General features: G+C 42.4%; 25 protein-coding genes and 1 tRNA gene. 11 read left to right on the forward strand and 15 right to left on the reverse strand.

Annotated features, from left to right (window positions below):
• Positions 1-33 precede the first annotated feature (33 nt).
• Positions 34-705, forward strand: a complete 672-nt coding sequence (locus DXD68_RS11185; RefSeq protein ID WP_122361578.1) for a DUF4136 domain-containing protein — start codon at positions 34-36, stop codon at positions 703-705.
• 30 nt (positions 706-735) lie between these two features.
• The gene (locus tag DXD68_RS11190) at positions 736-1,365 is read left to right on the forward strand and encodes an outer membrane beta-barrel protein (RefSeq protein WP_122361579.1); all 630 of its coding nucleotides are present in this window, start codon (positions 736-738) and stop codon (positions 1,363-1,365) included.
• An 83-nt stretch (positions 1,366-1,448) separates the two neighbouring features.
• Here DXD68_RS11190 and DXD68_RS11195 read toward each other — a convergent pair whose 3' ends face one another.
• The 7 genes from DXD68_RS11195 to DXD68_RS11225 all read right to left on the reverse strand — a co-directional run bounded on the left by DXD68_RS11195 (position 1,449) and on the right by DXD68_RS11225 (position 7,578).
• A complete protein-coding gene (locus DXD68_RS11195; RefSeq protein ID WP_199715630.1) occupies positions 1,449-2,093 on the reverse strand; it encodes a hypothetical protein in 645 nt (214 codons plus the stop codon).
• Complete coding sequence (locus tag DXD68_RS11200; protein ID WP_122361580.1) at positions 2,074-2,877, reverse strand: metallophosphoesterase family protein; 804 nt, start codon at positions 2,875-2,877, stop codon at positions 2,074-2,076. The genes DXD68_RS11195 and DXD68_RS11200 overlap by 20 nt, the downstream gene beginning before the upstream one ends.
• A gap of 88 nt (positions 2,878-2,965) precedes the next feature.
• Complete coding sequence (locus tag DXD68_RS11205) at positions 2,966-3,688, reverse strand: HAD family hydrolase (protein WP_122361581.1); 723 nt, start codon at positions 3,686-3,688, stop codon at positions 2,966-2,968.
• A 7-nt stretch (positions 3,689-3,695) separates the two neighbouring features.
• Positions 3,696-4,610, reverse strand: a complete 915-nt coding sequence (locus DXD68_RS11210) for a CDP-alcohol phosphatidyltransferase family protein (protein ID WP_122361582.1) — start codon at positions 4,608-4,610, stop codon at positions 3,696-3,698.
• Positions 4,610-5,467, reverse strand: coding sequence for a hypothetical protein (locus DXD68_RS11215; RefSeq protein ID WP_122361583.1), 858 nt, complete (start codon positions 5,465-5,467; stop codon positions 4,610-4,612). Before DXD68_RS11215 ends, DXD68_RS11210 begins: the two co-directional genes overlap by 1 nt.
• A gap of 3 nt (positions 5,468-5,470) precedes the next feature.
• A complete protein-coding gene (locus DXD68_RS11220) occupies positions 5,471-6,172 on the reverse strand; it encodes an NTP transferase domain-containing protein (protein WP_122361584.1) in 702 nt (233 codons plus the stop codon).
• Between the two features lie 113 nt (positions 6,173-6,285).
• A complete protein-coding gene (locus tag DXD68_RS11225; protein ID WP_122361585.1) occupies positions 6,286-7,578 on the reverse strand; it encodes an inositol-3-phosphate synthase in 1,293 nt (430 codons plus the stop codon).
• 433 nt (positions 7,579-8,011) lie between these two features.
• On the opposite strand from DXD68_RS11225, the gene DXD68_RS11230 reads away from it, so the two are divergent.
• Together DXD68_RS11230 and DXD68_RS11235 are read left to right on the forward strand one after the other, a co-directional pair.
• On the forward strand, positions 8,012-8,257 hold the full coding sequence (locus DXD68_RS11230) for an RNA recognition motif domain-containing protein (protein WP_122361586.1): 246 nt from the start codon (positions 8,012-8,014) through the stop codon (positions 8,255-8,257).
• A gap of 105 nt (positions 8,258-8,362) precedes the next feature.
• Positions 8,363-9,616 (forward strand): hypothetical protein, encoded by a 1,254-nt coding sequence (locus DXD68_RS11235; RefSeq protein WP_122361587.1) that lies wholly within the window; start codon positions 8,363-8,365, stop codon positions 9,614-9,616.
• A 27-nt stretch (positions 9,617-9,643) separates the two neighbouring features.
• Here the strand turns inward: DXD68_RS11235 and DXD68_RS11240 are convergent, their stop codons facing one another.
• The 7 genes from DXD68_RS11240 to DXD68_RS11270 all read right to left on the reverse strand — a co-directional run bounded on the left by DXD68_RS11240 (position 9,644) and on the right by DXD68_RS11270 (position 15,126).
• Positions 9,644-10,021 carry a hypothetical protein gene (locus DXD68_RS11240; protein WP_122361588.1) on the reverse strand — a complete coding sequence of 126 codons (378 nt, stop codon included), beginning with the start codon at positions 10,019-10,021 and terminating at the stop codon, positions 9,644-9,646.
• Positions 10,022-10,030: 9 nt separating this feature from the next.
• The gene (locus DXD68_RS11245) at positions 10,031-11,056 is read right to left on the reverse strand and encodes an FAD:protein FMN transferase (RefSeq protein ID WP_122361589.1); all 1,026 of its coding nucleotides are present in this window, start codon (positions 11,054-11,056) and stop codon (positions 10,031-10,033) included.
• 45 nt (positions 11,057-11,101) lie between these two features.
• Positions 11,102-12,847, reverse strand: coding sequence for a dihydroxy-acid dehydratase (ilvD, locus tag DXD68_RS11250; RefSeq protein ID WP_122361590.1), 1,746 nt, complete (start codon positions 12,845-12,847; stop codon positions 11,102-11,104).
• 11 nt (positions 12,848-12,858) lie between these two features.
• Positions 12,859-13,422: a manganese efflux pump MntP family protein gene (locus DXD68_RS11255; protein ID WP_122361591.1), complete on the reverse strand. Its 564-nt coding sequence runs from the start codon at positions 13,420-13,422 to the stop codon at positions 12,859-12,861.
• Between the two features lie 20 nt (positions 13,423-13,442).
• The gene (locus tag DXD68_RS11260) at positions 13,443-14,393 is read right to left on the reverse strand and encodes a glycosyltransferase family 2 protein (RefSeq protein ID WP_122361592.1); all 951 of its coding nucleotides are present in this window, start codon (positions 14,391-14,393) and stop codon (positions 13,443-13,445) included.
• Positions 14,394-14,410: 17 nt separating this feature from the next.
• Positions 14,411-14,941 carry a DUF4199 domain-containing protein gene (locus DXD68_RS11265; protein ID WP_122361593.1) on the reverse strand — a complete coding sequence of 177 codons (531 nt, stop codon included), beginning with the start codon at positions 14,939-14,941 and terminating at the stop codon, positions 14,411-14,413.
• A gap of 111 nt (positions 14,942-15,052) precedes the next feature.
• Positions 15,053-15,126, reverse strand: a tRNA-Thr gene (locus DXD68_RS11270).
• Positions 15,127-15,752: 626 nt separating this feature from the next.
• Between DXD68_RS11270 and DXD68_RS11280 the strand changes: the two genes are divergently transcribed.
• From DXD68_RS11280 to DXD68_RS11310, 6 genes are all read left to right on the forward strand, one after another.
• Positions 15,753-17,156 (forward strand): amidophosphoribosyltransferase, encoded by a 1,404-nt coding sequence (locus tag DXD68_RS11280; protein WP_122361595.1) that lies wholly within the window; start codon positions 15,753-15,755, stop codon positions 17,154-17,156.
• A 259-nt stretch (positions 17,157-17,415) separates the two neighbouring features.
• The gene (gene pepT, locus DXD68_RS11290; RefSeq protein ID WP_122361597.1) at positions 17,416-18,636 is read left to right on the forward strand and encodes a peptidase T; all 1,221 of its coding nucleotides are present in this window, start codon (positions 17,416-17,418) and stop codon (positions 18,634-18,636) included.
• Between the two features lie 14 nt (positions 18,637-18,650).
• Positions 18,651-19,736 (forward strand): glycine cleavage system aminomethyltransferase GcvT, encoded by a 1,086-nt coding sequence (gcvT, locus tag DXD68_RS11295; RefSeq protein WP_122361598.1) that lies wholly within the window; start codon positions 18,651-18,653, stop codon positions 19,734-19,736.
• 78 nt (positions 19,737-19,814) lie between these two features.
• Positions 19,815-20,339: a GNAT family N-acetyltransferase gene (locus DXD68_RS11300; protein WP_122361599.1), complete on the forward strand. Its 525-nt coding sequence runs from the start codon at positions 19,815-19,817 to the stop codon at positions 20,337-20,339.
• A gap of 98 nt (positions 20,340-20,437) precedes the next feature.
• Positions 20,438-21,391 (forward strand): transporter, encoded by a 954-nt coding sequence (locus DXD68_RS11305; RefSeq protein WP_122361600.1) that lies wholly within the window; start codon positions 20,438-20,440, stop codon positions 21,389-21,391.
• Positions 21,392-21,505: 114 nt separating this feature from the next.
• Positions 21,506-21,943, forward strand: a complete 438-nt coding sequence (locus DXD68_RS11310; protein ID WP_122361601.1) for a DUF695 domain-containing protein — start codon at positions 21,506-21,508, stop codon at positions 21,941-21,943.
• Between the two features lie 104 nt (positions 21,944-22,047).
• On the opposite strand, the gene DXD68_RS11315 is transcribed toward DXD68_RS11310, so the two are convergent.
• Positions 22,048-22,455, reverse strand: coding sequence for a DUF5856 family protein (locus DXD68_RS11315; protein WP_122361602.1), 408 nt, complete (start codon positions 22,453-22,455; stop codon positions 22,048-22,050).
• Between the two features lie 147 nt (positions 22,456-22,602).
• On the opposite strand from DXD68_RS11315, the gene DXD68_RS11320 reads away from it, so the two are divergent.
• Positions 22,603-22,959 carry a DUF488 domain-containing protein gene (locus tag DXD68_RS11320; protein ID WP_122361603.1) on the forward strand — a complete coding sequence of 119 codons (357 nt, stop codon included), beginning with the start codon at positions 22,603-22,605 and terminating at the stop codon, positions 22,957-22,959.
• The last annotated feature ends 18 nt before the right edge of the window (positions 22,960-22,977 follow it).

Below are 22,977 nucleotides of genomic sequence, written 5' to 3' on the forward strand. Positions count from 1 at the left end.
AATAGTATAAACTGTTTTAAACGTTAAAATGAGATGAAAAAGATTATTCCTTTTTTCTTGTTGATCCTTTTACTGGCATCCTGTCAGAAAGATCCGGATATGTCAAAGCTGGATAATGATTTCGTGGTGTACACAAACCATGATAGCAAAACGGATTTTAAATCGTTCACTACATTCTATGTACCTGACAGCGTGTTGGTAATCGGTAGTAGTGAAAAACCTCAGTACTGGACAGCATCAGAAGCTGACAATATTATTTCTACAGTGATCGGCAATATGGAAAGTCGTGGTTATACACGCACAATGGATAAAGAAGACGCAGATCTGGGTCTGCAGGTTTCTTTTGTAGAAAATGTAAATTATTTTACAAACTGGTATAATGATTATAATAACAACTACTGGTGGTGGGGTTACCCAGGTTATTGGACACCGAATTATTGGAGACCAGGATGGGGTCCGACATGGGGATATGACTGGCACGATTGGTATTATCCGTACCCAGTGGTTTACAGCTATAGCGTAGGTTCACTGCTTGCTGAAATGGTTGATCTGAAAGCTCCGACTCCAAAAGCAGATACTAAACTGCCGGTTGTTTGGACTGCTTACATGGCTGGATTATTGTCCGGTTCTGATAAGGTCGACACTCAGTTGTCAATCCGTGCAATCGATCAGGCATTTGTTCAATCACCCTACCTCAGGAAATAATTAAACGCGAATCAGTAAAATTTGAGTCTTATGAAAAAGATAAATAAATCAATAAAATTAGTCGCTTTACTTATCGCCTGTTTAGCGATGCCCTCACTGGCTGGCGCCCAGGTTGTAAACAATATGTATTTCAATATCGACTGGGATATTAACACTCCGTTCGGAAACAACTTCGCTGATAAAACAAGCGGTTGGGGTGCTCACGGTGAAGCCGGTTATTATGTAGTTCCTAATTTTGCAGTAGGTGCATTTATTTCTTATCACACGAATAATAAATACATCGACCGTCAGACACTCAATGTAGGCGAAACTTCTGCTATCACATCCGATCAGCAACATTCCTTATTCCAGTTGCCTTTTGGTGCAGCATTCCGTTATAGCTTTACACGTGAAGGTCAGTTCGAACCTTATGTATCAGCTAAATTGGGTACTGAATACAGCGAAATGTCGACTTATATGAATGTAATGAAAGTATACGACCGCCAGTGGGGTTTCTATGTAGCTCCTGAAATCGGTATGAATATTTTCTTTACTCCGGAAAAGAAATTCGGTTTGCACGTAGCCGCTTATTACAACTATGCAACAAACAAAAGCAAAGTCCTGACTTATTCCATGGACGGAATAAATAACTGGGGCGTACGCTTCGGTGTTGCATTCTAAAATAGAAGTTTGTTCTTTTAAGTGTTTTATGTAGTTTATTAGAAAACAGGAGGTTATCTTGAATATACCTCCTGTTTTGCGCTTTATAGAATTTGCAGTTTGAGGCCGAACGAAAGACTCAGGTAGTCTTTGGGTTTCAGATAACGATTCCCGATTTTGTTTATCAGGTATAGGTCGCAAGTGCTGAGTTCGTAAAAGAACGAAATGGATTTATGCCAGCTCTTTTGTGTATTCAATTTTAAAGTGAATCGTTCTCCTATGAACACATGCGTACGGATGCGTGTCGAAAACCAGTAATAACCTTGTGGATACTTGTCCGGTTGCTTACCCCAAAAGTCTTGATCCAAAAGTGTATTGATGTAGATACCGCAGGCAAGAGGTTCGAAAGACAACTTGTCGGTGATATGGATATTCCAGGGGTAATAATTCTGTTTGAGCGTAAGGGTTGCCATTGCATGGCGGTCTGAATTACGGGGAACTATTCCCAAATATACATCTGTTTCCCAGTGATTGCGATAATAATTCCAACCGGTTCCGAGTGAAAGCATTCCCATGGAACCGGCATATTGGAGTTTGCTGTAGCGTGGAATCAGCTTATTCCATCGGGAAATGTATTTTTCTACACGTTTTTTATATCGCACCTCATCTATTTCTCTTTCCGTTTGAGCTTGTAGGGTACTTGTCAAAGAGAGAAACAGGATCATCCATTTAAAAATTGATAACTTCATACGTGTAGTTGTCAGGAGTTAGGGTAAATAATAGGTAGTTTCGTTTAGCTATATTACTGCAACCATAATAGATAATTCCATCGTTAAACAGGTCTTCTATTTGTAGGTTATGGTCATGTGCATTTAAGCAAAACATTAACGATGGAAATTCACGGATGTATAATTGGAATACATCTTTTACGTTATTGTCAAATTGTTCACTTCCTGGACGCGCATGCATGGCTACGACTGTACGACGATACGGACGCGAACTATCCTGTAGCTCTTTTTTAAGAAATTTGAAATCGGGGACAGGATGGGAGTAGTCGTATTCGATAGCATTGGTGTTGAGACAAACGAATTTGACATCCCTTACGATGAAGGAAAAGTTTTCTTCCCCGAATAATTTATGGAAAACCTGGTCTCCATTGCCTATTACATCATGGTTTCCAATCAATCCGACATAAGGGGTATTGAGTTTGGATAGGATATCAATAGTCCATTCATATTCCTTTTTCATCCCGAATTCGGTATAGTCTCCTCCGTGAATGATAAAATCAATGTAATCTTTTTGGGCATTGATATGTTTTACAAAATCTTCAGTTTCATCGTAATTGCGTTGTGTATCACCTGTCAATACGAAACGTATGGTGTCTTTCTCTTTTGTAGTTGTCTCGATTAGCGATATATTTTGATTATTGATGTTACGTTCGGGAATGGTCAACCTGCCATCGTAGGGATGGTAGTCTATCAGGTTACACGAAGTGAGTACAGCGAACAGTAATAATACGTATTTTTTTAACATAATAAAAGCCCTATCTTTTTTATATGCAAAGATAGGGCGACTTTTATTTTCTGAAAGGTTCTGATTGAACCTTTGATGGTCAGAATACCTATAGGGCGAATACTTGTTCCAGTTCTTTGAAGTCAGAAATAACAATATCTGCTGTCTCATTTCCCGCGTAATCGCTCCAGCCGATGCTTTTCAACCAGATTGTTTTGCATCCGATAGTAGTGGCCGGTACAATATCTTTGTCGTAGGAATCGCCGATAACGACGATCTCTTCAGCCGGAAGCGATAACTCTTTGACTCCTAATCCGAATATGGCAGGATCGGGTTTGCGGATACCGACTACGGCCGATTCGACAATCGACTGGAAATAGCTGTCCAGGTGGAAGTCCTTCAATACCGATTCGATGTTGCCATAGAAGTTTGAAACCAGTATTAACGGGTACTTTTGTGATAAAGCTTCAAGTATAGGACGTGCCGTGTCGATGGATTTTCGTGCATAAGCATAACACCAGTCGGCAAGCCGTTGTTTTAATCCGGAGGTTGCGTAAGCTTCCGGAATAAAGTCGCCGGCTTTGAGCCATTCAATTTGTATGTCTGTCTTCAGGCGCAGCATGTCGAGGAAAGTGTGGTGAGGCTTTACGATAGGGTTTTTACCTAACGTTCGTTCGCCGTGCACATAGGCATTCCGGAAGGTTTCTTTACTGACCGGAACTTCTTCCGCCTGGTAAGCCATCCAGATTACTTCGGCCCAATGCATGCCATTGCTGTCGATGGTGCCGCCGTAATCGAATATGATTCCTTTTATCTTGTCTGGTTCGAACATATATTTATTATTTTGATTCAAGCTCTTGGGTGAATACTGTGCAGATGCGCTCGTGTGTAACGATCATATATGCCAGCATGATATTCAGTACCGTCATTTCGAATACGAAATATAACCACGGCATGTCGATAAAAAGACTGACAAATAAAGCAATGACACGTGTATTGAATGACAGCATATTGGTATACTTCATCAACGGGAGGCTCTTTTCACGGAAAGCTTTCCGGAACCATTCCGGTGCTTCGTCGTGATATTTGGTCCGGATCACATGCATCATCTTCTGAAACTTCGGTGACAGCGATTCCTGTCCGACTGTATAGTTGATATAAAATGTTTCAAAAAGCTTGTAGATGAAATCCTTTTTCCAGCTCATTGTTTTGTATTTCTCTTTCAGGACAGGGGAGTGGGAGAGTTCGCTGCCAGCCTTTCCTTTCAGAAAGAGCAGATGGATGTTCCGGTAATAATCCGCCATCGCTGCTTGTTTGCTATGGAAAAAACCCGTGGTGGCTGCCAGTATCCAGATCCAGATACCCCATTCCGGTGTCAGTCGAAGACAGATGGCTGCGTAGATGGCGATAAACCAACAGTCACCGGCTGTCCCATCCAGGATACGTCCCAGGGGAGTCTTTTTGCCGGTCATGCGTGCCAGCTGTCCGTCAGCACTGTCGTATGAGTTTGCCCAAATAAGCAGCAGCATTCCTATGATATTAATAGTCAGGCTCTGATAATAAAAACAGATACCGGCTGCAATACCGATAAAGATGCTGGCGACTGTGATCGCATTGGGTGATACTCCCAGTTTATTAAAGAATAATGCCCAACGGTAACCGATCGGGCGATAGAAATGAATATCGATGAACTCTTCGGTGTCCAAAGATTTGAGAGTAGATTCTATATTGGGTCTCTTTGTTGTTTCTTCCATTATTTGCTGATTAAATTATATATACGGCGGGCAATGTGGGGAGCAGCATCGTCCCGACAGGGAGCAAAGCTTGGCCAGTCATTAAAGTCTATCAGACGGATCGAACCGTCGTCGGAGATAATACAGTCGCCTCCGTAAATATGTATATTCAGTACTTCCGCGGCCTGGCTGCAAAGCTGTTGCAGCTTTGGACTGTCAAACGGAATGCCTTTGGCCGTTCCGTTTATTTGCTCTAAACCGAACTTACTGTGATGTTGGTTTGACGGGTAGAACCAATAAAAGAAATCGGTACCGGTCACACCGTAAAACTTAACCAGGTCACCAACGAGGTGTTCATTAATCACGGCTGTTTTGATGCCACGGATAGCATATTCTTTCAGTATCGTTTTGGCTTCTTCCGGATTTCTGACGTAGGTGACGTCTTCCCTGTGGATAGCGTGAAAGTCACCCCGTTTGATCCAGCTATTAAAAAATCCGGCCTTTTCAAGCGCTTCGGTCGGGTCTTCATCGGTCGGAAGGATCAGGCTGGCCGGATGTGAGATATTGTTTGACATTAACAGGCGAGTCATTTTCTCGCGTGTACAATTTTCAATTCCATAGCCGGAGTTGATAACCGTATAACCCTGGTCTTCCATTTGTTGTAGCTTATGAATGGAAGTCCAGTTTCTTACCATGTTAAAAATAGCCGGTTCGGTAAAATCACGGACTATCAGGTCTGATTCTATGTATTCGTTTACTTCGCATCCCAAATTGCGCAAATGCTGAACTGTGAGGGAAAAGATGGCGGCATCGTTTCCGATATGATTAGGGGAAAACTGATTTTCCCGACGAATACCTGCTATAGTTAGTTTGCTCATTACTTATTGTTTTAAAAACTCTTCGGCTTTTTTGATATCTTCTGCATGATCTACGTCTACGATCTTACTGAACGGATAAGCCCTTAACGTTAATCCTTCGACTATAAGCTGACGTTGGTAATTACGCATGCGCGACATTCCTTGTTCGATGGCATTGTTCAGCACTTTCAATCCGGAGCGTCGTAAGCAATATATTCCGCCGGAGATGTAGGTGCATGCCGGTTCTCCCTGTTTGTCCAGAAAGCCGCGGATCATTAAATCTTTGTCTGTATCTACATATAACGGCTTTTCATCATCGATGAAATCTGTTACAGCCATCAAGCCGTCCAGCCGGCTGTCTTTCAGGAACTCCTGGATGTATCCGCCGAATTCTTCTTCCCTGAAGATGGTGTCGACGGTGGTAAGGCAGATATTGTCGCTATCCAGATGGTGACTTAGCTCGTAAAAACTATGCATCGAACTGGGAGTGGATTTAACCAGCAGATAGAAAGGAACCGGTAGTTCCATTTTTCGCAGGTGTTCCTGCACTTCCGTCATTTCTTCATTGACGATAATGCTGATAGATGTGGCATTGTTTTTCAGAAAAACATTGATCAACCGGTCTATTAGCGTCATACCGTTTAATTGCACCAGCGGTTTGGGGCATTTTACTCCTTCTTGCACCAATCGGGAACCTTCGCCTGCTGCAATGATTGCATAATCCATATTTTATCAGAAACTATTTGAATAAAGAAGATTGATATATGAACAAGAATTTCTTCTATCCGTGGAAATTGTATTTGAACGGATAGAAGAAATCTTTCTTTTATATGTGTGTATCAATCCAGATAGCTAGGTGCTTTTTCTCCGATCATATCACGCAGTGTCTGTTTAACCATTCTCCACTGCTGGAACAGGTCGTGAACAGGCTGGTGTTCGAAGTCATGCATCGGGCTCTTGCAGAAGAATGACAACCAGGTTTGGATACCGGACATACCGGCACGCATAGCAAGATCACTGAACAATACCAGGTCAAGAGCGATAGGAGCAGCAAGGATAGAGTCGCGGCAAAGGAAGTTTACCTTGATTTCCATCGGATAACCCATCCATCCGAAGATATCGATGTTATCCCATGCTTCTTTATTGTCTTTACGGGGCGGATAGTAGTTGATACGTACCTTATGATATACGTCACCATACAGATCCGGGTATTTTTCAGGTTCGAAGATGTTGTCGATCACTGACAGTTTACTAACTTCTTTTGTCTTGAAGTTTGCAGGATCATCCAATACTTCACCGTCGCGGTTACCTAAGATGTTGGTAGAGAACCAACCGCTTACACCCAGCATACGTGTTTTGAACATCGGAGCCAGTACGGTCTTCATCAATGTCTGTCCGCTCTTGAAGTCCTTACCGGAGATAGGAACGTTCATCTGTTTGGAGAATTCCCACATAGCAGGCGTATCTACGCACAGGTTAGGAGCACCCATGATGAACGGAGCACCTTCTGCGATAGCAGCGTAAGCATAACACATACTTGGAGAAACAGCTTCGGTGTTGTTTTCCTTCATTGCTTTTTCCAATGCTGCAAGCGACATGTGTTCTTCTGACAGCGGAATATAAATTTCCGTGCTTGCAGCCCACAGAACTGCCATACGTTCGCAGTTGTTTGCGGCTTTAAAGTCGCGGATGTCCTGACGCAGTTGTTCTACCATTTCCCAACGGGTGGCAGCTTGTTTGACGTGCGTTCCGTTTAAGCGTTTTGCCCAATTGTGATCGAATGCGGCCGGCATCGGTTTGATAGCCTGCAATTCCTCTTTCACGTTGTTCAAATCTTTTTCTTTCAGTACTTCAGCATACATGGCAGCCTCGTATGCATTATCGGGGAATATATCCCAGCCGCCGAATACAATATCGTTCAGATCAGCCAAAGGCACAATGTCTTTGATTGCTTTCTCTTCCCCGTTCTCCAAACGCATTGTCGCCATCTGTGCGATCGAGCCGATTGGTTTCGCTACCCCTTTACGAGCTGCCAGAGTACCTGTAATCATGGTGGTTGATACTGCACCACCTACACCCACAACGAGAATGCCAAGTTTACCTTTAGCTTCTTTTACTTCGATTTTTTCCATGTCAATTTAAGTTCAAAAAATAATTGTGCAAATTTAGCCCTTCTTAATTAGATTAAAAAGGAGAAATATGCGATATAATTGGTCAAAAATACTATAATTTTCAATAACTCGCCAATTTTTAAAGTAAATAGCCTCCGTATTTAGTCCTAAAGGCTTGTTTTTTGAGCCTTCTGAGGGATGAAAAAATATTTCTTGCTTCGGTTATTTGTTACAAAAATATAAAAATAGATTCGATTGACAAATAATTTGGATGAATATAGTTGATTATCGAATAAAAAGAGTTTCCTTTGTGCCATGTGAACAACATAGTTTTCAGAAATAGTTCTTTTATCTCCGATGTAATATTCAACAATGAATTTATTTTGTAGTAATCGACCTTTCCAAGATTATTTGTTACAGTTTTTTTTATTAATTATTTTATATCATTTTTTGTATGAATATTTACATTGGTAACCTGAACTATCGGGTTAGAGAATCTGACTTACAGCAGGTTTTGGAAGAGTATGGCGTTGTAGAATCAGTTAAGTTGATCATTGATCGCGACACAAACAGATCTAAAGGATTTGCATTTGCTGAATTTACTAACGAAAGTGAAGGAAGAAATGCTATCAACGAACTGAACGGTGCTGAATACGAAGGTCGTCAGATGGTTGTTAAAGAAGCTACTCCGAGACGTTGAGATAGTTTTAACGAATAGCATAAGAAAGGGATACAGGAATTAAACATCTGTGTCCCTTTTTTTATTACTGATAATTTCTTACGTTTGCTGCAAATTTTGAAATAAATGAAAACTTTTCTTGTGAAACCTGCACGCCTCCTTCTGTCAGGCATCTGCTTTCTGTTTGTCAATTTGTTTGTTCTATCTCCGGTACGGGCCCAGATATCCGATCAGGTTTTTAAGTCGGATCATCATATCGATCCGGAAAAGAAAGGACAGTTGTTTGTCGAACTGGACAATATAAGTTTTTTTAAAGATAATGAGTATTCGGGTTCTATCATGAAAGGATATTCATTACCGGGTTTTTGGATACAGCCCAAAGCTGTTTTTTATCCTTTAAGTAATATCAAGCTTGAACTGGGAGCGCATATGTTGCGTTATTGGGGAGCTAAAAAATATCCGGCTTTTGCCTATCAGGATATTGCCAAATGGAAAGGTGACCAGTTTCAGCATGGCTTTCATGTGCTTCCTTTTTTTCGTGCACAGATAGCCTTGTCCGATCATGTGAATATTGTGCTGGGGGACATTTACGGCGGAGCAAATCATAATTTGATCGAGCCGTTGTATAATCCGGAACTGAACCTGACTGCCGATCCGGAAGCCGGACTTCAGCTATTATATGATTCCCGCCGGTTTGATCTGGATGTATGGGTGAACTGGGAAAGTTTTATTTTTCATGAAGATACGCATCAGGAAGCTTTTACTGTTGGTCTGTCGGGACGTTATAAATTGAATGATCCGGAAGCCCGTTTCCATTTCTATGCGCCGGTACAAGGCCTGGCTCAACATCGGGGCGGAGAAATTGATACGATATATACTAATTCGGTACAAACGTTGATGAATGGTTCTGTGGGTGTTGGTACAGTCTGGAATACAGGTAATCCGATCTTTCGGAATGTGAATCTGGAGTTTGACGTGACAGGGTATTATCAGCAGGCTGGCAAGTTGTGGCCTTATGACAGCGGTTCCGGTTTCTATGTTCGGGCTTCTGCCGATATTTATGACTTTAGGGTGAAAACATCTTACTGGAATAGTGATAAATTCATCTCTATGTTTGGAAGTCCGTTTTACGGAGCAGTGTCTACGTCCAACGACGGGATCACTTTCGACGGGCAAAATATGGTTTATCTGGGGCTGGAATATTCAAAAAGCTTCGGGAAAGGATTTTCTATGGGGGTAGATGTGGATGTGTATCATCATTTATCTGTGGATAAGTTCGGACCGGACATAGGAGAGGTGAGCAAATCCGGTAGCGCGACCAGTTTCTCTGCAGGAATTTATTTCCGAATCAATCCGTCATTCCTGATAAAAAGTTTCTGATAAATAATATGGAAAGTAAATAAAGGTCTAATTTAAATTAGACCTTCTTTCTTTCTGATAGGATTCAAGCAGGAAAAGTGTTTTTGCCAATGATGGAAAGGTAGGAAGGACTACCGGGTTTTCCGGATTCCATTCCGGATCTTCTGTAATCATCGTAGATAAAGTTCCTGCATGCATAAGTACCGTTTGCGCATCTGTGATAGCGGTTATTATATGACGTTTTTCAGCCGGCAACAAGACGAAATAACCTTCATTTACTTCTACTACCGGAGTTGTTGCTATCGAACAGATAAGAAGTTTACCGGCTGTAACAAAAAGTAATATGTTTCCCATTTGTTCTGTGTCATATACAACTTCGCCGGCTTTTACTTCTTTACACTCAAATTGATTAATAAAATTCTTCATAAAAAATTGCTACTCATTGAGCATTGCCTCAATCTTCCTGTTGGGAAGGTATTGGAGCATGCCGTCAGAGTATTCTATCTGATGTTTACCGTTTTCATCGGTGTAGATAACATAGTATTCGATTCCGGGAATGTTTTTAGCGGCTTCGCGGGCCTTTTCAAGTCCCATGGCCATAAAAGCTGTAGCATAGGCATCTGCAGTAATACAGTCTTCCGCTACGATCGTTGCGCTTAATATGCTTTGTTCGGATGGATATCCGGTTCGCGGATCAATGGTGTGTGCATACTTCTTACCGTCTTTGATATAAAAATTACGATAATTACCGGAAGTCGCTACACCTCCTTTTTTGCATAATTCGACCACTTCTCCTACATCATTCTTTATACCGGTTGAATCGTCTTCCGGTTTGTTAATGCCTATACGCCAACATTTCCCATTTTGATTAACGCCTTTCATTGTGACTTCGCCGCCAATTTCGACCATATAGTTTTCGATGCCTTCGCGTTCAAGCAAACGTGCTATCACATCGCTGGCGTAGCCTTTGGCGATGGCTGAACAGTTCAACAGGATACGGGGATCATCTTTTACGATCTTGCGTCCGTCCAGCCTGACCTTCTGGTAGCCGACAAATTGTTTGATGCTGTCGATCATCTGAGGTGTTACGCTGTCCATTTTGCTGAAACCGAATCCCCAAAGATTAACGAGCGGGGCACAGGTGATATCGAAGACTCCTTCCGAATGGTCGGATACGTCTTTCGCTTTGTTGAATACCTCCATGAACCAGTCGTCAACCTCGACAGGCTCATTTTGGTTTACTTTCGAAATGATAGAGTTCGGGTTGAACGGATTCAACGAAAGATTGAATTTTTGAAATTCAGCATCGATCTTCTCTGTTAATAATTCAGAACCTTCATATTTGATATGATAGATTGTATGGAAAACGGAACCACTTTCTTCAAAATATTGTTTCTGTTTTGTACAGGCTGTGAAAATGAGTATCCATAAGCAAGCCACTAAACTTATCTTCTTGCACATCTCTTTAATTTTTAGCGCTGCAAAGATACGAAATTTTATTGTAATTCAACTAAAGTCAATGGTTAAGCCTTTTTTGTTTTCCATATAAGCGCCTTTCATGGGAGATGCGCAGTTATGAGTGAAAATATCCAAAATGCCGCGAGTATGACGGGATGCCGGTTGTTTCCACCGTTTGCGGCGTTCAGACAGAACACGGTCGATTTCTTCCGGAAGCAATGGCTGTCCGTTTATTCCTATAATTTCAAGCTTGCGGGCGGGTATATCGATACGGATCAGGTCGTTGTCTTCAACCAGTGCAATAGGTCCGCCTTCATAGGCTTCCGGCGAGACATGTCCGATGGCAGGGCCGCGTGTAGCTCCGGAAAAACGTCCGTCGGTAATAAGGGCGATGCTTTCCGCCAGTTCGGGATCGGAGGCGATGGCTTCCGTCGTATAGAACATTTCGGGCATGCCACTGCCTTTCGGACCCTCATAACGAATAAATACGGCATCTCCCGGATGGATGTTTTTTTGTAATACGGCTTGTAAGGCCTCTTCTTCGCTGTTGAATACGCGAGCTGTCAGAGTTGCCTGCATCAGGTTGGGAGAGATGGCTGCATGTTTTACTACGGCCCCTTCCGGTGCGAGATTCCCTTTTAATATGGCGATCGCTCCCTGTTTCCGGATCGGCTTATCAAAGGGCTTGATGATATCTCCGACTTTTACGCCCAACGGGGACAGGTATTTGTGACATCCTTCGTAAAAGCCATTTCTTTGTAGTGTTTCCAGATTCTCTCCCAGGCATTTGCCGGTTACCGTCCGGACATCCAGGTTTAGTACACCTTTCAGTTTCTCCATAATAGCTGGAACACCTCCGGCATACCAAAAATATTCGCCGGGCCAGAAACCGCTGGGGCGAATATTCAATAAAAATGGAATCTCTCTGTGGATCTCGTCGAATAGTTCGGCAGGAAGTTCGATGCCTAATTCATGTGCAACAGCCGGTAAATGCAACAGGCTGTTACTGGAACCGGCAATGGCGGCATGTACCATAATTGCATTTCTGAAAGCGTCGATTGTCAGAATGTCGGATGGCATTAATTCCTCTTTTGCCAGTTCGACGGAACGTTGACCGGCATTTCGGGATATCTCTTTTAAATAATGTATATGCGTGGGGATCAAAGCAGAGCCCGGCAATGCGAGACCTAATGCTTCCGCCATGACCTGCATGGTAGAGGCGGTTCCCATAAACGAGCAGGCTCCGCAAGTCGGGCAAGCGTCTTTTTTGTAGGCGAAGAATTGCTCTTCGCTAATTTCTTTTCGCTCATACCGGGCACTGTATGTTCCGATTTGTTCCAATGTCAGCAGGTTGGGGCCGGCTTTCATTATACCTCCGGGCAGGAGAAGTGCCGGCATATTCAAGCGTGCGATAGCCATCAGATGAGCAGGAACCGATTTGTCGCAACTAGTAATGAATACTCCTGCATCGAAAGGGGTTGCTTTGACGTGTATCTCCATCATGGCTGTCATCAGGTCGCGCGATACCAGTGAATAATTCATGCCGTCATGCCCTTGCGCTTCACCGTCACAAATGTCAGTAACGTAATAATTGGCAGGCCGTCCGCCGGCATCGTTGATGCCTTTACCGACTTCGTCTACCAGCTTGTTCAGATGGGCACTTCCTGGATGGCTCTGTCCATAACTGCTTTCAACGATGACCTGTGGTTTGCTGAGCTCTTCGATGCTCCAGCCGCTACCGAGACGAAGTGAATCGAGCTCCGGTGCCAGCTTACGTAATTCCTGACTTTTCATATATTTCTTTATTAACCGAAGAACAGATGTTCTATTAGTATTTTTGCTCCGATACCGATCAGGATCAATCCGCCGATCAGGTCGAGTTTTAAATCCACTTTGCGCCCGAAGCGACTCCCGAAATAAACGCCGGAAACCGACATCAGGAATGTGACGATCCCGATCAGTGAAGCCTGGATGATGATATCTGATTTCAGAATTGCCAGCGAGATACCGATAGCCAACGCATCGATGCTGGTGGCTATGGATAGTCCGAACAGTGTCTTGTTACAAAGCGGATTCGTTTTGCAATCTTCATCTTCTTCCTGCGTGCTGTCGTAAATCATTTTACCGCCCAGATAAAGTAACAGGATAAATGCGATCCAGTGGTCGAAGGCTGTGATGTATTTCTGGAATCCGACACCCGCTAAATACCCTAAAACCGTCATTGTGGCCTGTGTGATACCCATAAAAGAACCGATCTTCACCATATTGCAAACAGTGCAGTTTCGGATAACGGCACCTCCGGTTACAGACACGGCTAAACTATCCATCGACAGTCCGATGGCTAGTAACACTATTTCTATAATTGACATAAATTAAAAGAGTAGTGTGTTCATATTTCTGATTCTATCTTATAATTGTTTCTGTTTGACGAATTTCGGGAAATCAGTTCACCGATGAATCCTGCCAGGAACATCTGGGTTCCCAGGATCATTGCAGTAAGCGAAATATAGAAATACGGGGAATTAGTTACCAATGGGCGCAGATCACCGGAGAACATGGATATAAGTTTCATGGTCAATACGAAAACCAGCGCGATGAAACCGATAAAGAACATCACGCTCCCCCATAGTCCGAAGAAATGCATCGGTTTCTTTCCGAATTTGGAAGTGAACCATAAGGTGATCAGGTCGAGATAACCATTCACAAAACGGTTCAGCCCGAATTTGGTTGTTCCGTATTTGCGTGCCTGGTGCTGTACTACTTTTTCGCCTATCTTATGGAATCCGGCAATCTTCGCTAGATAGGGAATATACCGGTGCATATCATTATACACCTCGATATTTTTTATTACGACACTCTTGTAGGCTTTCAGTCCGCAGTTGAAATCGTGCAGGTTGTTTATGCCAGAGAATTTGCGCGCAGTCGCATTGAACAGTTTGGTCGGGATTGTCTTGGATAGCGGGTCGTAGCGTTTCTTCTTCCATCCGGAAACAAGATCGTATCCATCTTCCTTGATCATGCGGTATAGTTCGGGTATCTCGTCCGGACTGTCCTGCAGATCGGCATCCATGGTGATGACGACATCTCCTTTTGCACGTTGGAAACCGCAATGCAATCCGGGAGATTTGCCGTAATTCCGGCGGAATTTGATCGCTCTGATACAAGAGTTCTTTTGTTGTAACTCCTGGATCACTTCCCATGAATTGTCTGTGCTGCCGTCGTTTACAAATATAATTTCGTAAGTAAAGTTATGTTCTTTCATTACCCGCTCTATCCATGCTTCCAATTCTGGTAGAGACTCGGCTTCGTTGTACAACGGAATAACTACTGATATATCCATTATTGTATTGTTTCTCCTTATTGTTCTTGTCTGATTGCACCGGTTTCATTGTTCCTGCACAAAATGGCTGCTACCGGTATCGATAGTATGATTCCATAGAATATATTATTGAAAATACCTTGAATAGCCATGTGGATAGGAGTGAAGTTGGTTTTTCCGATCGTTTCCATTACTTCGGTACTGACCTGCGAATCTTTCAGGATATCCATCATCTGACTCACGGAGTTTGCCAGAAAATCAGCAGGTGCGATGAACTGGAAAAATACGAAATGTTCCAAAGCTACGATCAGGGCTGCGAAAAAATACAGCATTGTTCCGAAACGCCAGGCATGAAAGAAACTGATCTTTCCGCCGATATCCTGTTTGTATCGTTTTGTCAGATAGTAAGCGATGAATGGTACTGTCAGAGTAAGCACTATATATATAATGTTTAGCGCAGGAACCGTGTTACTGAAAATAAAGAACAAGTATTTTATCACCCAGAAAATTCCCATGGCTAATCCATAAGTCATCGCGCTTTTTAATAGTAGACCTTTATTTTCTTCCATTATATTGCTGTTTTAAAGTTTCTATCAGCAAAATTAATCCTTTTGTTATAATATACAATGTATAACAATAAAAAAAGAGGAAGCTTATTTGAATAAACTTCCTCATTTCTGAGCCTCTTGTCGGATTCGAACCAACGACCCCGAGATTACAAATCACGTGCTCTGGCCAACTGAGCTAAAGAGGCAAGTGGGTAAGCTTACTACATCGCGCCGCTACAACCAAGTACCCTTGCTGCGGTCAAGCCCTGGGGGATTCCGAGGGAGCATGCCGTGTAGGACTTACCCGGGTGCAAAAGTAGATATTATTTTTTACAAAACAAGCGTTTTCCTCTCTGGTAAGTGATATTTGTTTCTAAGTGACTGTAATCCTTTTGTTTTCTGTGTGGTTAAAAAATGTTTAAGTAGTTCCTCGCTGTTTTTTGTCTGCAAATAAATTTGAGAGTAAACCTGGTTTATCAAAGCACAACAGAAGGGATAACCCTTTTTATTACTAAGCATGAACCTAAGTCAACCTCTTTTATATATAGACTGGAAGTAGTCAACTAAAATCGTTAAACTACAATTAGATAGAGTTTCATAATATATGGAACTAATGTTTCACAATATATGGAATTAAAGTTTCGTAATTTGTGAAACTGTATTTAGGTTGTACTGTTTAGACTGTCCAAGTGAGAGCAAAGGATAAGGTTGTCGGCTTGCGAAAAAGCGTGGGGCAGTCATATTTTTTGATAGATTATGATCTACTCTGGTATATGTATAAATATTCTTGTAACTTTGTGCCCAAATTCAAAAATCAAAAACACTAAGGACAATGGGTGGTTTTTTCGGAACTATTTCTAACTCAGCCTGTGCCACCGATTTATTTTACGGCACAGACTATAATTCCCATTTGGGAACCCGCCGAGGCGGTATGGCAACTCTTCACGAAGGCGTATTCAAACGTTCGATCCATAACCTCGAAAATTCTTATTTCCGTACTCGTTTTGAAAGTGAACTGGAAAAATTTTTGGGAAATTCCGGTATAGGTATCATTAGTGATACTGATCCTCAACCTATCTTCATTAATTCTCATTTAGGTAAATATGCAGTTGTAACGGTCGCTAAGGTGAATAACCTCGAAGAACTGCAGAATGAACTGTTGGATAAAGGTTGTCACTTCTCTGAAATGAGTTCCGGACAGATCAATCAGACAGAGTTGATATCCTTACTTGTTTCCCAGGGAAAGACATTTGTTGAAGGTATAGAAATTGTATTCGAAAAAATAAAAGGCTCCTGTTCGATGCTGATCCTGACAGAGGAAGGTATTATTGCAGCACGTGATAAATGGGGACGTACTCCGGTGCTGATCGGAAAGAAGGAAGGGGCATATGCCGCATCGAGCGAACCTTGTAGTTTCCCGAACCTGGGTTACGAGATAGAATATAATGTAGGACCGGGTGAGATCGTAATGCTTACTGCCGATAAGATGACACAGTTGCGTAAACCGAACGATAAGATGCAGGTTTGTTCGTTCCTGTGGGTTTATTACGGTTATCCGGTGTCTGAGTATGAGGGAGTAAATGTAGATGCATCCCGTTATGCAAGCGGTTTGGCTATGGCAAAAAAGGATGAGGTGGATGCTGATTTTGTTTCTGGCATTCCTGATTCCGGTATCGGTATGGCTTTGGGATATGCTGAAGGAAAAGGCATTCCTTACCGTCGTGCTATCGTTAAATATACACCGACCTGGCCACGTAGTTTTACTCCGGCTAACCAGGCTGTCCGTGATTTGGTAGCTAAGATGAAGTTGATCCCGAATCGTCATCTTTTGAATGGCAAGCGTGTTATTTTCTGTGATGACTCGATTGTTCGTGGGACGCAGCTTCGCGATAATGTGAATATACTGTATGGATATGGTGCGAAAGAGGTACATATGAGAATCGGATGTCCTCCAATCCTGCACGCTTGTCCGTTTGTCGGTTTCTCTGCTTCCAAGTCACATCTCGAACTGATTGCCCGCCGGATTGTCAAAGAACTGGAAGGGGATGATGCAAAGGATTTGGATAAATATGCAACAACCGGAACCGAACAGTATAACCAGCTGGTAGAACGTATCCGTGAAAAGCTGAATATTACAACATTGAAATTCAATACGGTTGAAGACTTGATCGCCTCGATCGGCTTGCCGAAGGAATGTGTTTGTACACATTGCTATAATGGTAATGGTTGTTTTTAACTACTTTTCCCTTGATGGAAAAGTAGGCAAAAGATCAAGGCTGCACCGGCTTCGCTGCTACGGTGAAAGACTATGCTGAAAAATCCGAAACTCGCTGCGCTCAGACAACGGATTTTTTTTACCGCTTCGTCTTTTTCCTCCGCGGGTGTAGCCTTGATCTTTTGGTTACTTTTGGATCAAGCCAAAAGTAACATTCAATTTATTTTGTTATTCGTTGCTCTTTATCTACTTTTATGCTTTAAATATAAAAGTATAACTTATGACAGTATTAGATAGATTTCTGAAGTATGTCACGTTCGAAACCCAATCGGACGAAGAGACACGTACAACACCGAGTACTCCGGGACAGCGAGTATTTGCAGAAGCATTAGTAAAAGAACTGGAAGAGTTAGGTCTGGAAGATATTTCTTTGGATGACAATAGTTATCTGATGGCCACCCTTCCTGCCAATACGGATAAAAAAATACCGACCATCGGTTTTATAGCCCATTTGGATACCAGTCCGGATATGTCGGGAAAGGATGTGACTCCGCGTATCGTTAATTATAAAGGCGGCGATATTGTATTGTGTGCCGAAGAAAATGTCGTTCTTTCTCCGCTTATGTTCCCTGAACTGAATGATTATAAGGACCAGGATATTATTGTAACCAACGGTAAAACCCTGTTGGGAGCAGACGATAAAGCTGGAGTAGCAGCCATTATCGGAGCAATCCAGTATCTGAAAGAACATCCGGAGATTGAGCACGGAAAGATTCGCATCGGCTTTACTCCCGATGAAGAGATAGGAGAGGGTGCCAATCATTTTGATGTAGAGAAGTTCGGTTGCGAATGGGCCTATACGATTGACGGCGGACAGATCGGTGAACTGGAATATGAAAACTTCAATGCTGCTGTTGCCAAAATCACTTTCAAAGGGCTGAATGTCCATCCGGGTTATGCAAAGAACAAGATGCTGAATGCTTCACTGCTGGCTATTGAGTTCGCTTCCTGGTTGCCTGCTTCACAACGTCCAGAACATACACAAGGATATGAAGGTTTCTATCATCTGACCAATATGTCGGGCACGGTAGAAGAGGCTTCTTTATCTTATATTATCCGTGATCACGTACGTACCTTGTTCGAAGAGAAGAAAAAACAGCTGGAAATGTGGGTGAAACGTATGAACGAAATTCATCCGGGCAGTACGAGTCTGGAACTGCGTGACCAGTATTATAATATGCGTGAAGTGGTTGAACCGAAGAAGCATATCGTGGACCTGGCATTCGAAGCGATGGAAGCAGTCGGTGTCAAACCGTTGGTTAAACCGATTCGTGGCGGTACGGACGGAGCACGTCTGTCGTTTATGGGATTGCCTTGTCCGAATATATTTGCGGGCGGTCTGAATTTCCACGGACGTTATGAGTTCCTTCCGGTCAACTCGCTGGAAAAAAGTATGCAAACAATCATAAAAATAACCGAGCTGTCAGCTCAAAAATCTTAAACGAAATTAATAACATGAAGACGACTCCGTTTACCGATGTGCATATCGCATTGGGAGCAAAAATGCACGAATTTGCCGGCTATAACATGCCAATCGAGTATACCGGCATCATTGATGAACACATGACCGTTGTGAATGGCGTAGGTGTATTCGACGTATCTCACATGGGCGAATTTTGGGTGAAAGGTCCGAACGCTTTGGCTTTTATCCAGAGTATTACTTCCAACGACGCATCTGTTTTACCTTTAGGCAAAGCACAGTATACTTGCTTCCCGAACGATAAAGGAGGTATTGTGGATGACCTGTTGGTTTACCACTTTGAACCGGAAAAGTATTTACTGGTAGTAAATGCCGGTAATATCGCAAAAGACTGGGATTGGTGCGTTAGCCATAACACAGTAGGAGCAGAACTGGAAAACTCTTCCGACCGTACCGCCCAGCTCGCTATACAGGGACCGAAAGCAGTTGAAGTACTTCAGCGTCTGACTCCGGTCGATCTTTCTTCTATCCCTTATTATTCTTTTGTAACAGGTGAATTTGCCGGTTGTAAGAATGTGATTATTTCCAATACGGGTTATACCGGTGCGGGTGGTTTCGAATTGTATTTCTACCTGGATGATGCCATGACTATCTGGAATGCTATCTTTGAAGCCGGTAAGCCGGAAGGTATCAAACCGATCGGTCTGGGTGCACGCGATACGCTTCGTCTGGAAATGGGATTCTGCCTGTATGGTAATGACCTGGATGATACGACATCTCCGATCGAAGCCGGTTTGGGTTGGATCACTAAATTTGTAGATGGCAAGGACTTTACCAACCGTGCAGAACTGGAACGTCAGAAGAAAGAGGGCGTGACACGTAAACTGTGTGCATTTGAATTGGTAGACAAAGGCATTCCTCGTCACGGCTATGAAATCGTTGATGCAGAAGATAATGTGATCGGTGTGGTAACATCCGGAACCATGTCTCCTGTCTTGAAGAAAGGTGTCGGTATGGGATATGTGAAACCTGAATACGCGAAGGTCGGTTCTGAATTTTTTGTAAAGGTTCGTAATCGTAATCTGAAAGCGCAGGTGGTAAAAGCTCCGTTCCGCAAATAAAAAGACTATCATAAATCATAGAAGTTAGCCGGATAGAATTATTCGGCTAATTTTTTATCAAAGAAATGAGCCGGACTGATGAAACAGATTAGAATAACAAATAAGCAATCTCCCTTATATACAGATTTTGAACAGTTATATCGGATTAGTTTTCCAATCTTCGAACAGCGGACGGAGGAACAGCAGATGCAGGCTTTCTCTTCGTCTTCTTATCATTTAGCTATTTATGTAGAGGATGGAACGTTTGTCGGTTTCATAGCCTATTGGGTATTTACCCATTATTTATATATCGAACATTTTGCTATCCATCCGGATCTGAGAGGAAAAGGATATGGCAGTGTTGTCCTGAAAACTTTGCGGGATAGTTGTGCTAAAAGGCTTTTGTTGGAAATAGACCCGGTCACGGATGATGTTTCGGCTAAACGACTTCATTTTTATAAATTGAACGGCTTTTCTGCAAATCCATATCCTCATATCCATCCACCGTATCGTAAAGGATTCCACGGGCATGATCTGGTTGTCCTGACAACAGGGGGAGGAATAACGCCGGATGAATATAAACAGTTTGCGAGGGATTTAAAAGGGATCGTTATGTGTTTTTAGTTTATTCCGGAATGCATTTGTTGGATTTCGACGACATTATAGTCTGAAAGTAACAGATGTTTTGTAAGTTTGCAGCGGAATAAAATAGAATAGTTCTCATGCTGAATTTTCTGAAAAACTGGACATTGCCTATTGCAATGCTTGCCGGTGCGTTAGGTTATTTTGTATTTGCCAACTTCACATTTCTGGAGCCGACAAAACCGTTTGTAAATACGTTCATTGCATATATTACCCCTTTTCTGATCTTTGCACAACTGCTGCTTACTTTCTGTAAAGTGGACTGGCGCGAGTTGATGCCTTCCCCCTGGCATGGATGGCTATTGCTTTTTCAGGTCGTATCGGCATCGGCTTTAGCAGCTTTACTGATCTTTATTCCTATGGATGGTTCTTATCGGGAGGTGTTTGAAGCGGCTATGGTATGTCTTATTTGTCCGACGGCAACGGCTGCCGCTGTCATTACGGGTAAACTGGGCGGAAGTGCTTCCAGTCTGACTACCTATACATTATTATCTAATATATTGGCGGCAATAGCCGTCCCCTTAATATTTCCGTTGGTGGAACCGCATGCGGACATCACTTTCTTTACTGCTTTCCTGAAAATATTGGGTAAAGTATTCCCTTTACTGCTGTTTCCATTTTTCCTGGCCTTGTTTTTCCGGTATGTTCTTCCGAAAGTCCATCATTTCCTGTTAGGTTTTCATGATCTGGCTTTTTATTTGTGGGGTATGGCGTTGGCTATTGTTACCGGACAGACGGTGAAGTCTTTAATGACCAGTGACGTTTCGGGAAGTGTACAAATACTGATTGCTTTAGCCGGTTTTATTACTTGTGCCCTTCAGTTCTACCTGGGCAAACGAATCGGAACGATTTATAAAGACCGTATCAGTGCCGGTCAGGCTTTGGGACAAAAGAATACAGTATTGGCTATTTGGATGGCTTATACTTATCTGGATCCTGTTTCCTCGGTGGGTCCGGGCTCCTATGTTCTGTGGCAGAATATTTTTAATAGCTGGCAGTTGTGGAAGAAGCGGAAGAAAGAAGAAATGCTATAAAACTATAAGGAAAGAGCCTTTAAACTTTCTTTGTGGTTGATAGTCTTTTATTATCTTTGTATGTGAAGTTCTGCTTTAGATTTTTTTGATTAGTAAACAATAAAAAGAACATATATGCGATTAAGCAATGAATGGTTTACTGCGCTTTCGGAAGACGAGGCCGGTCATTTGGTTACAGTTAGCGGGCGTGATGAGTTGACGGAGTTTATTCAGTCGGGTAAATTCAAAGAACGTGTCGAGATTACCTGGAAGTATGAAGGGGATGATAAAGGTATGCCGGCTGAAGAGCTGGCAGAGAAAATGGAAACTGTTCAGGAAACATTGCAGAAAGCGATGGAAAAGGATAAATTAGCCATTCAGACAGGTGTCTATACCGGAGGAGGAGAGAGGGTGTGGGTTTATTATACCCGTACGGTTCGTGTTTTCGGTGAACGGTTGAACGAAGCACTGGCATCATTCGAACTGCTTCCGATATCTATTTATACGGAAGTCGATCCGGAGTGGGAAGAATATCTGGATATGTACGAGATGAAACAGTGGGCGTTAGATTAATTGCGTAAATGTTATTCTATAAAATATGAAAAGGCTGTCTCCTTTAAAGAAGACGGCCTTTTTCTATATAAACTTTAATATAACTGTAGAGGATCAAATTCAGTTTACTGCAATCTAACCAATCTGTAAAGTAACTGTTGGATTGCTTCCTGATAGTCGTCGATGATAGACTGTGAGAAAGCTTCAGGGAATAAGTCTCTGTGTTTTTCTACGTAGTTGTAGAAGTCTGATGCATGTTTCACAATGTCCTTCGGAGTTTTTGTTTCGGGTATTGTAATTTGCAGATCACCTACCATTGCGTATGTTGTTTCTGTAATTCGGTCGATCACATCGAGTACTGAAGCAACCGCTTCATCCAATGCCATGTGTTTAGCATAACTACCTGTTCCGGTTACGCTCCAATGGAAAAGTTTGAGACTGCTGTTAAATGAGAAAAGTTCTCCGATAAATGCTGCGAGCTCTTTATTTGAAGTATGGGCTGCTTTTTGTTCCGATTTTACTGTTGTACTCATAATGCTTTAGTTTTATGTTTTGCATTTAATAAACACCATGAACCGCAGTAAAGTTTAGAAAAAATGCAGAAAATATGGAATGTAATTTATGCTAACAATACGTCGATAAACATTGTTTATTATAGAAGATGTAATGAATAAATGAGTATGACGCAAATAAGATTAAAACGGATATATGAAGATCCGGAAAGTACGGACGGCTATAGAATCTTTGTCGATCGTTTATGGCCGAGAGGCATGAAAAAAGAAGCTGTTCATTACGATGTGTGGGAAAAAGACATAACACCTTCTCCTGAACTACGCGGATGGTTTCATCAGTCACCCGATGAAAGATGGGAAGAGTTTGCCGCATTATATAAGAAAGAACTGAGTGGTTCGGATGCGGTAAAAAAGTTTGTTGAAGAGATAAAGAAGTATCCGGTAGTGACATTACTTTATGCAGCGAAGAGTCCGGACCATAATCATGCTTTGGTATTAAAAGCGTATTTGGAGCATGTAATGTAGGCATCCGGTAGATGTAGA

The organism is Parabacteroides sp. TM07-1AC, from assembly GCF_003480915.1.
Classification (GTDB): domain Bacteria; phylum Bacteroidota; class Bacteroidia; order Bacteroidales; family Tannerellaceae; genus Parabacteroides; species Parabacteroides chongii.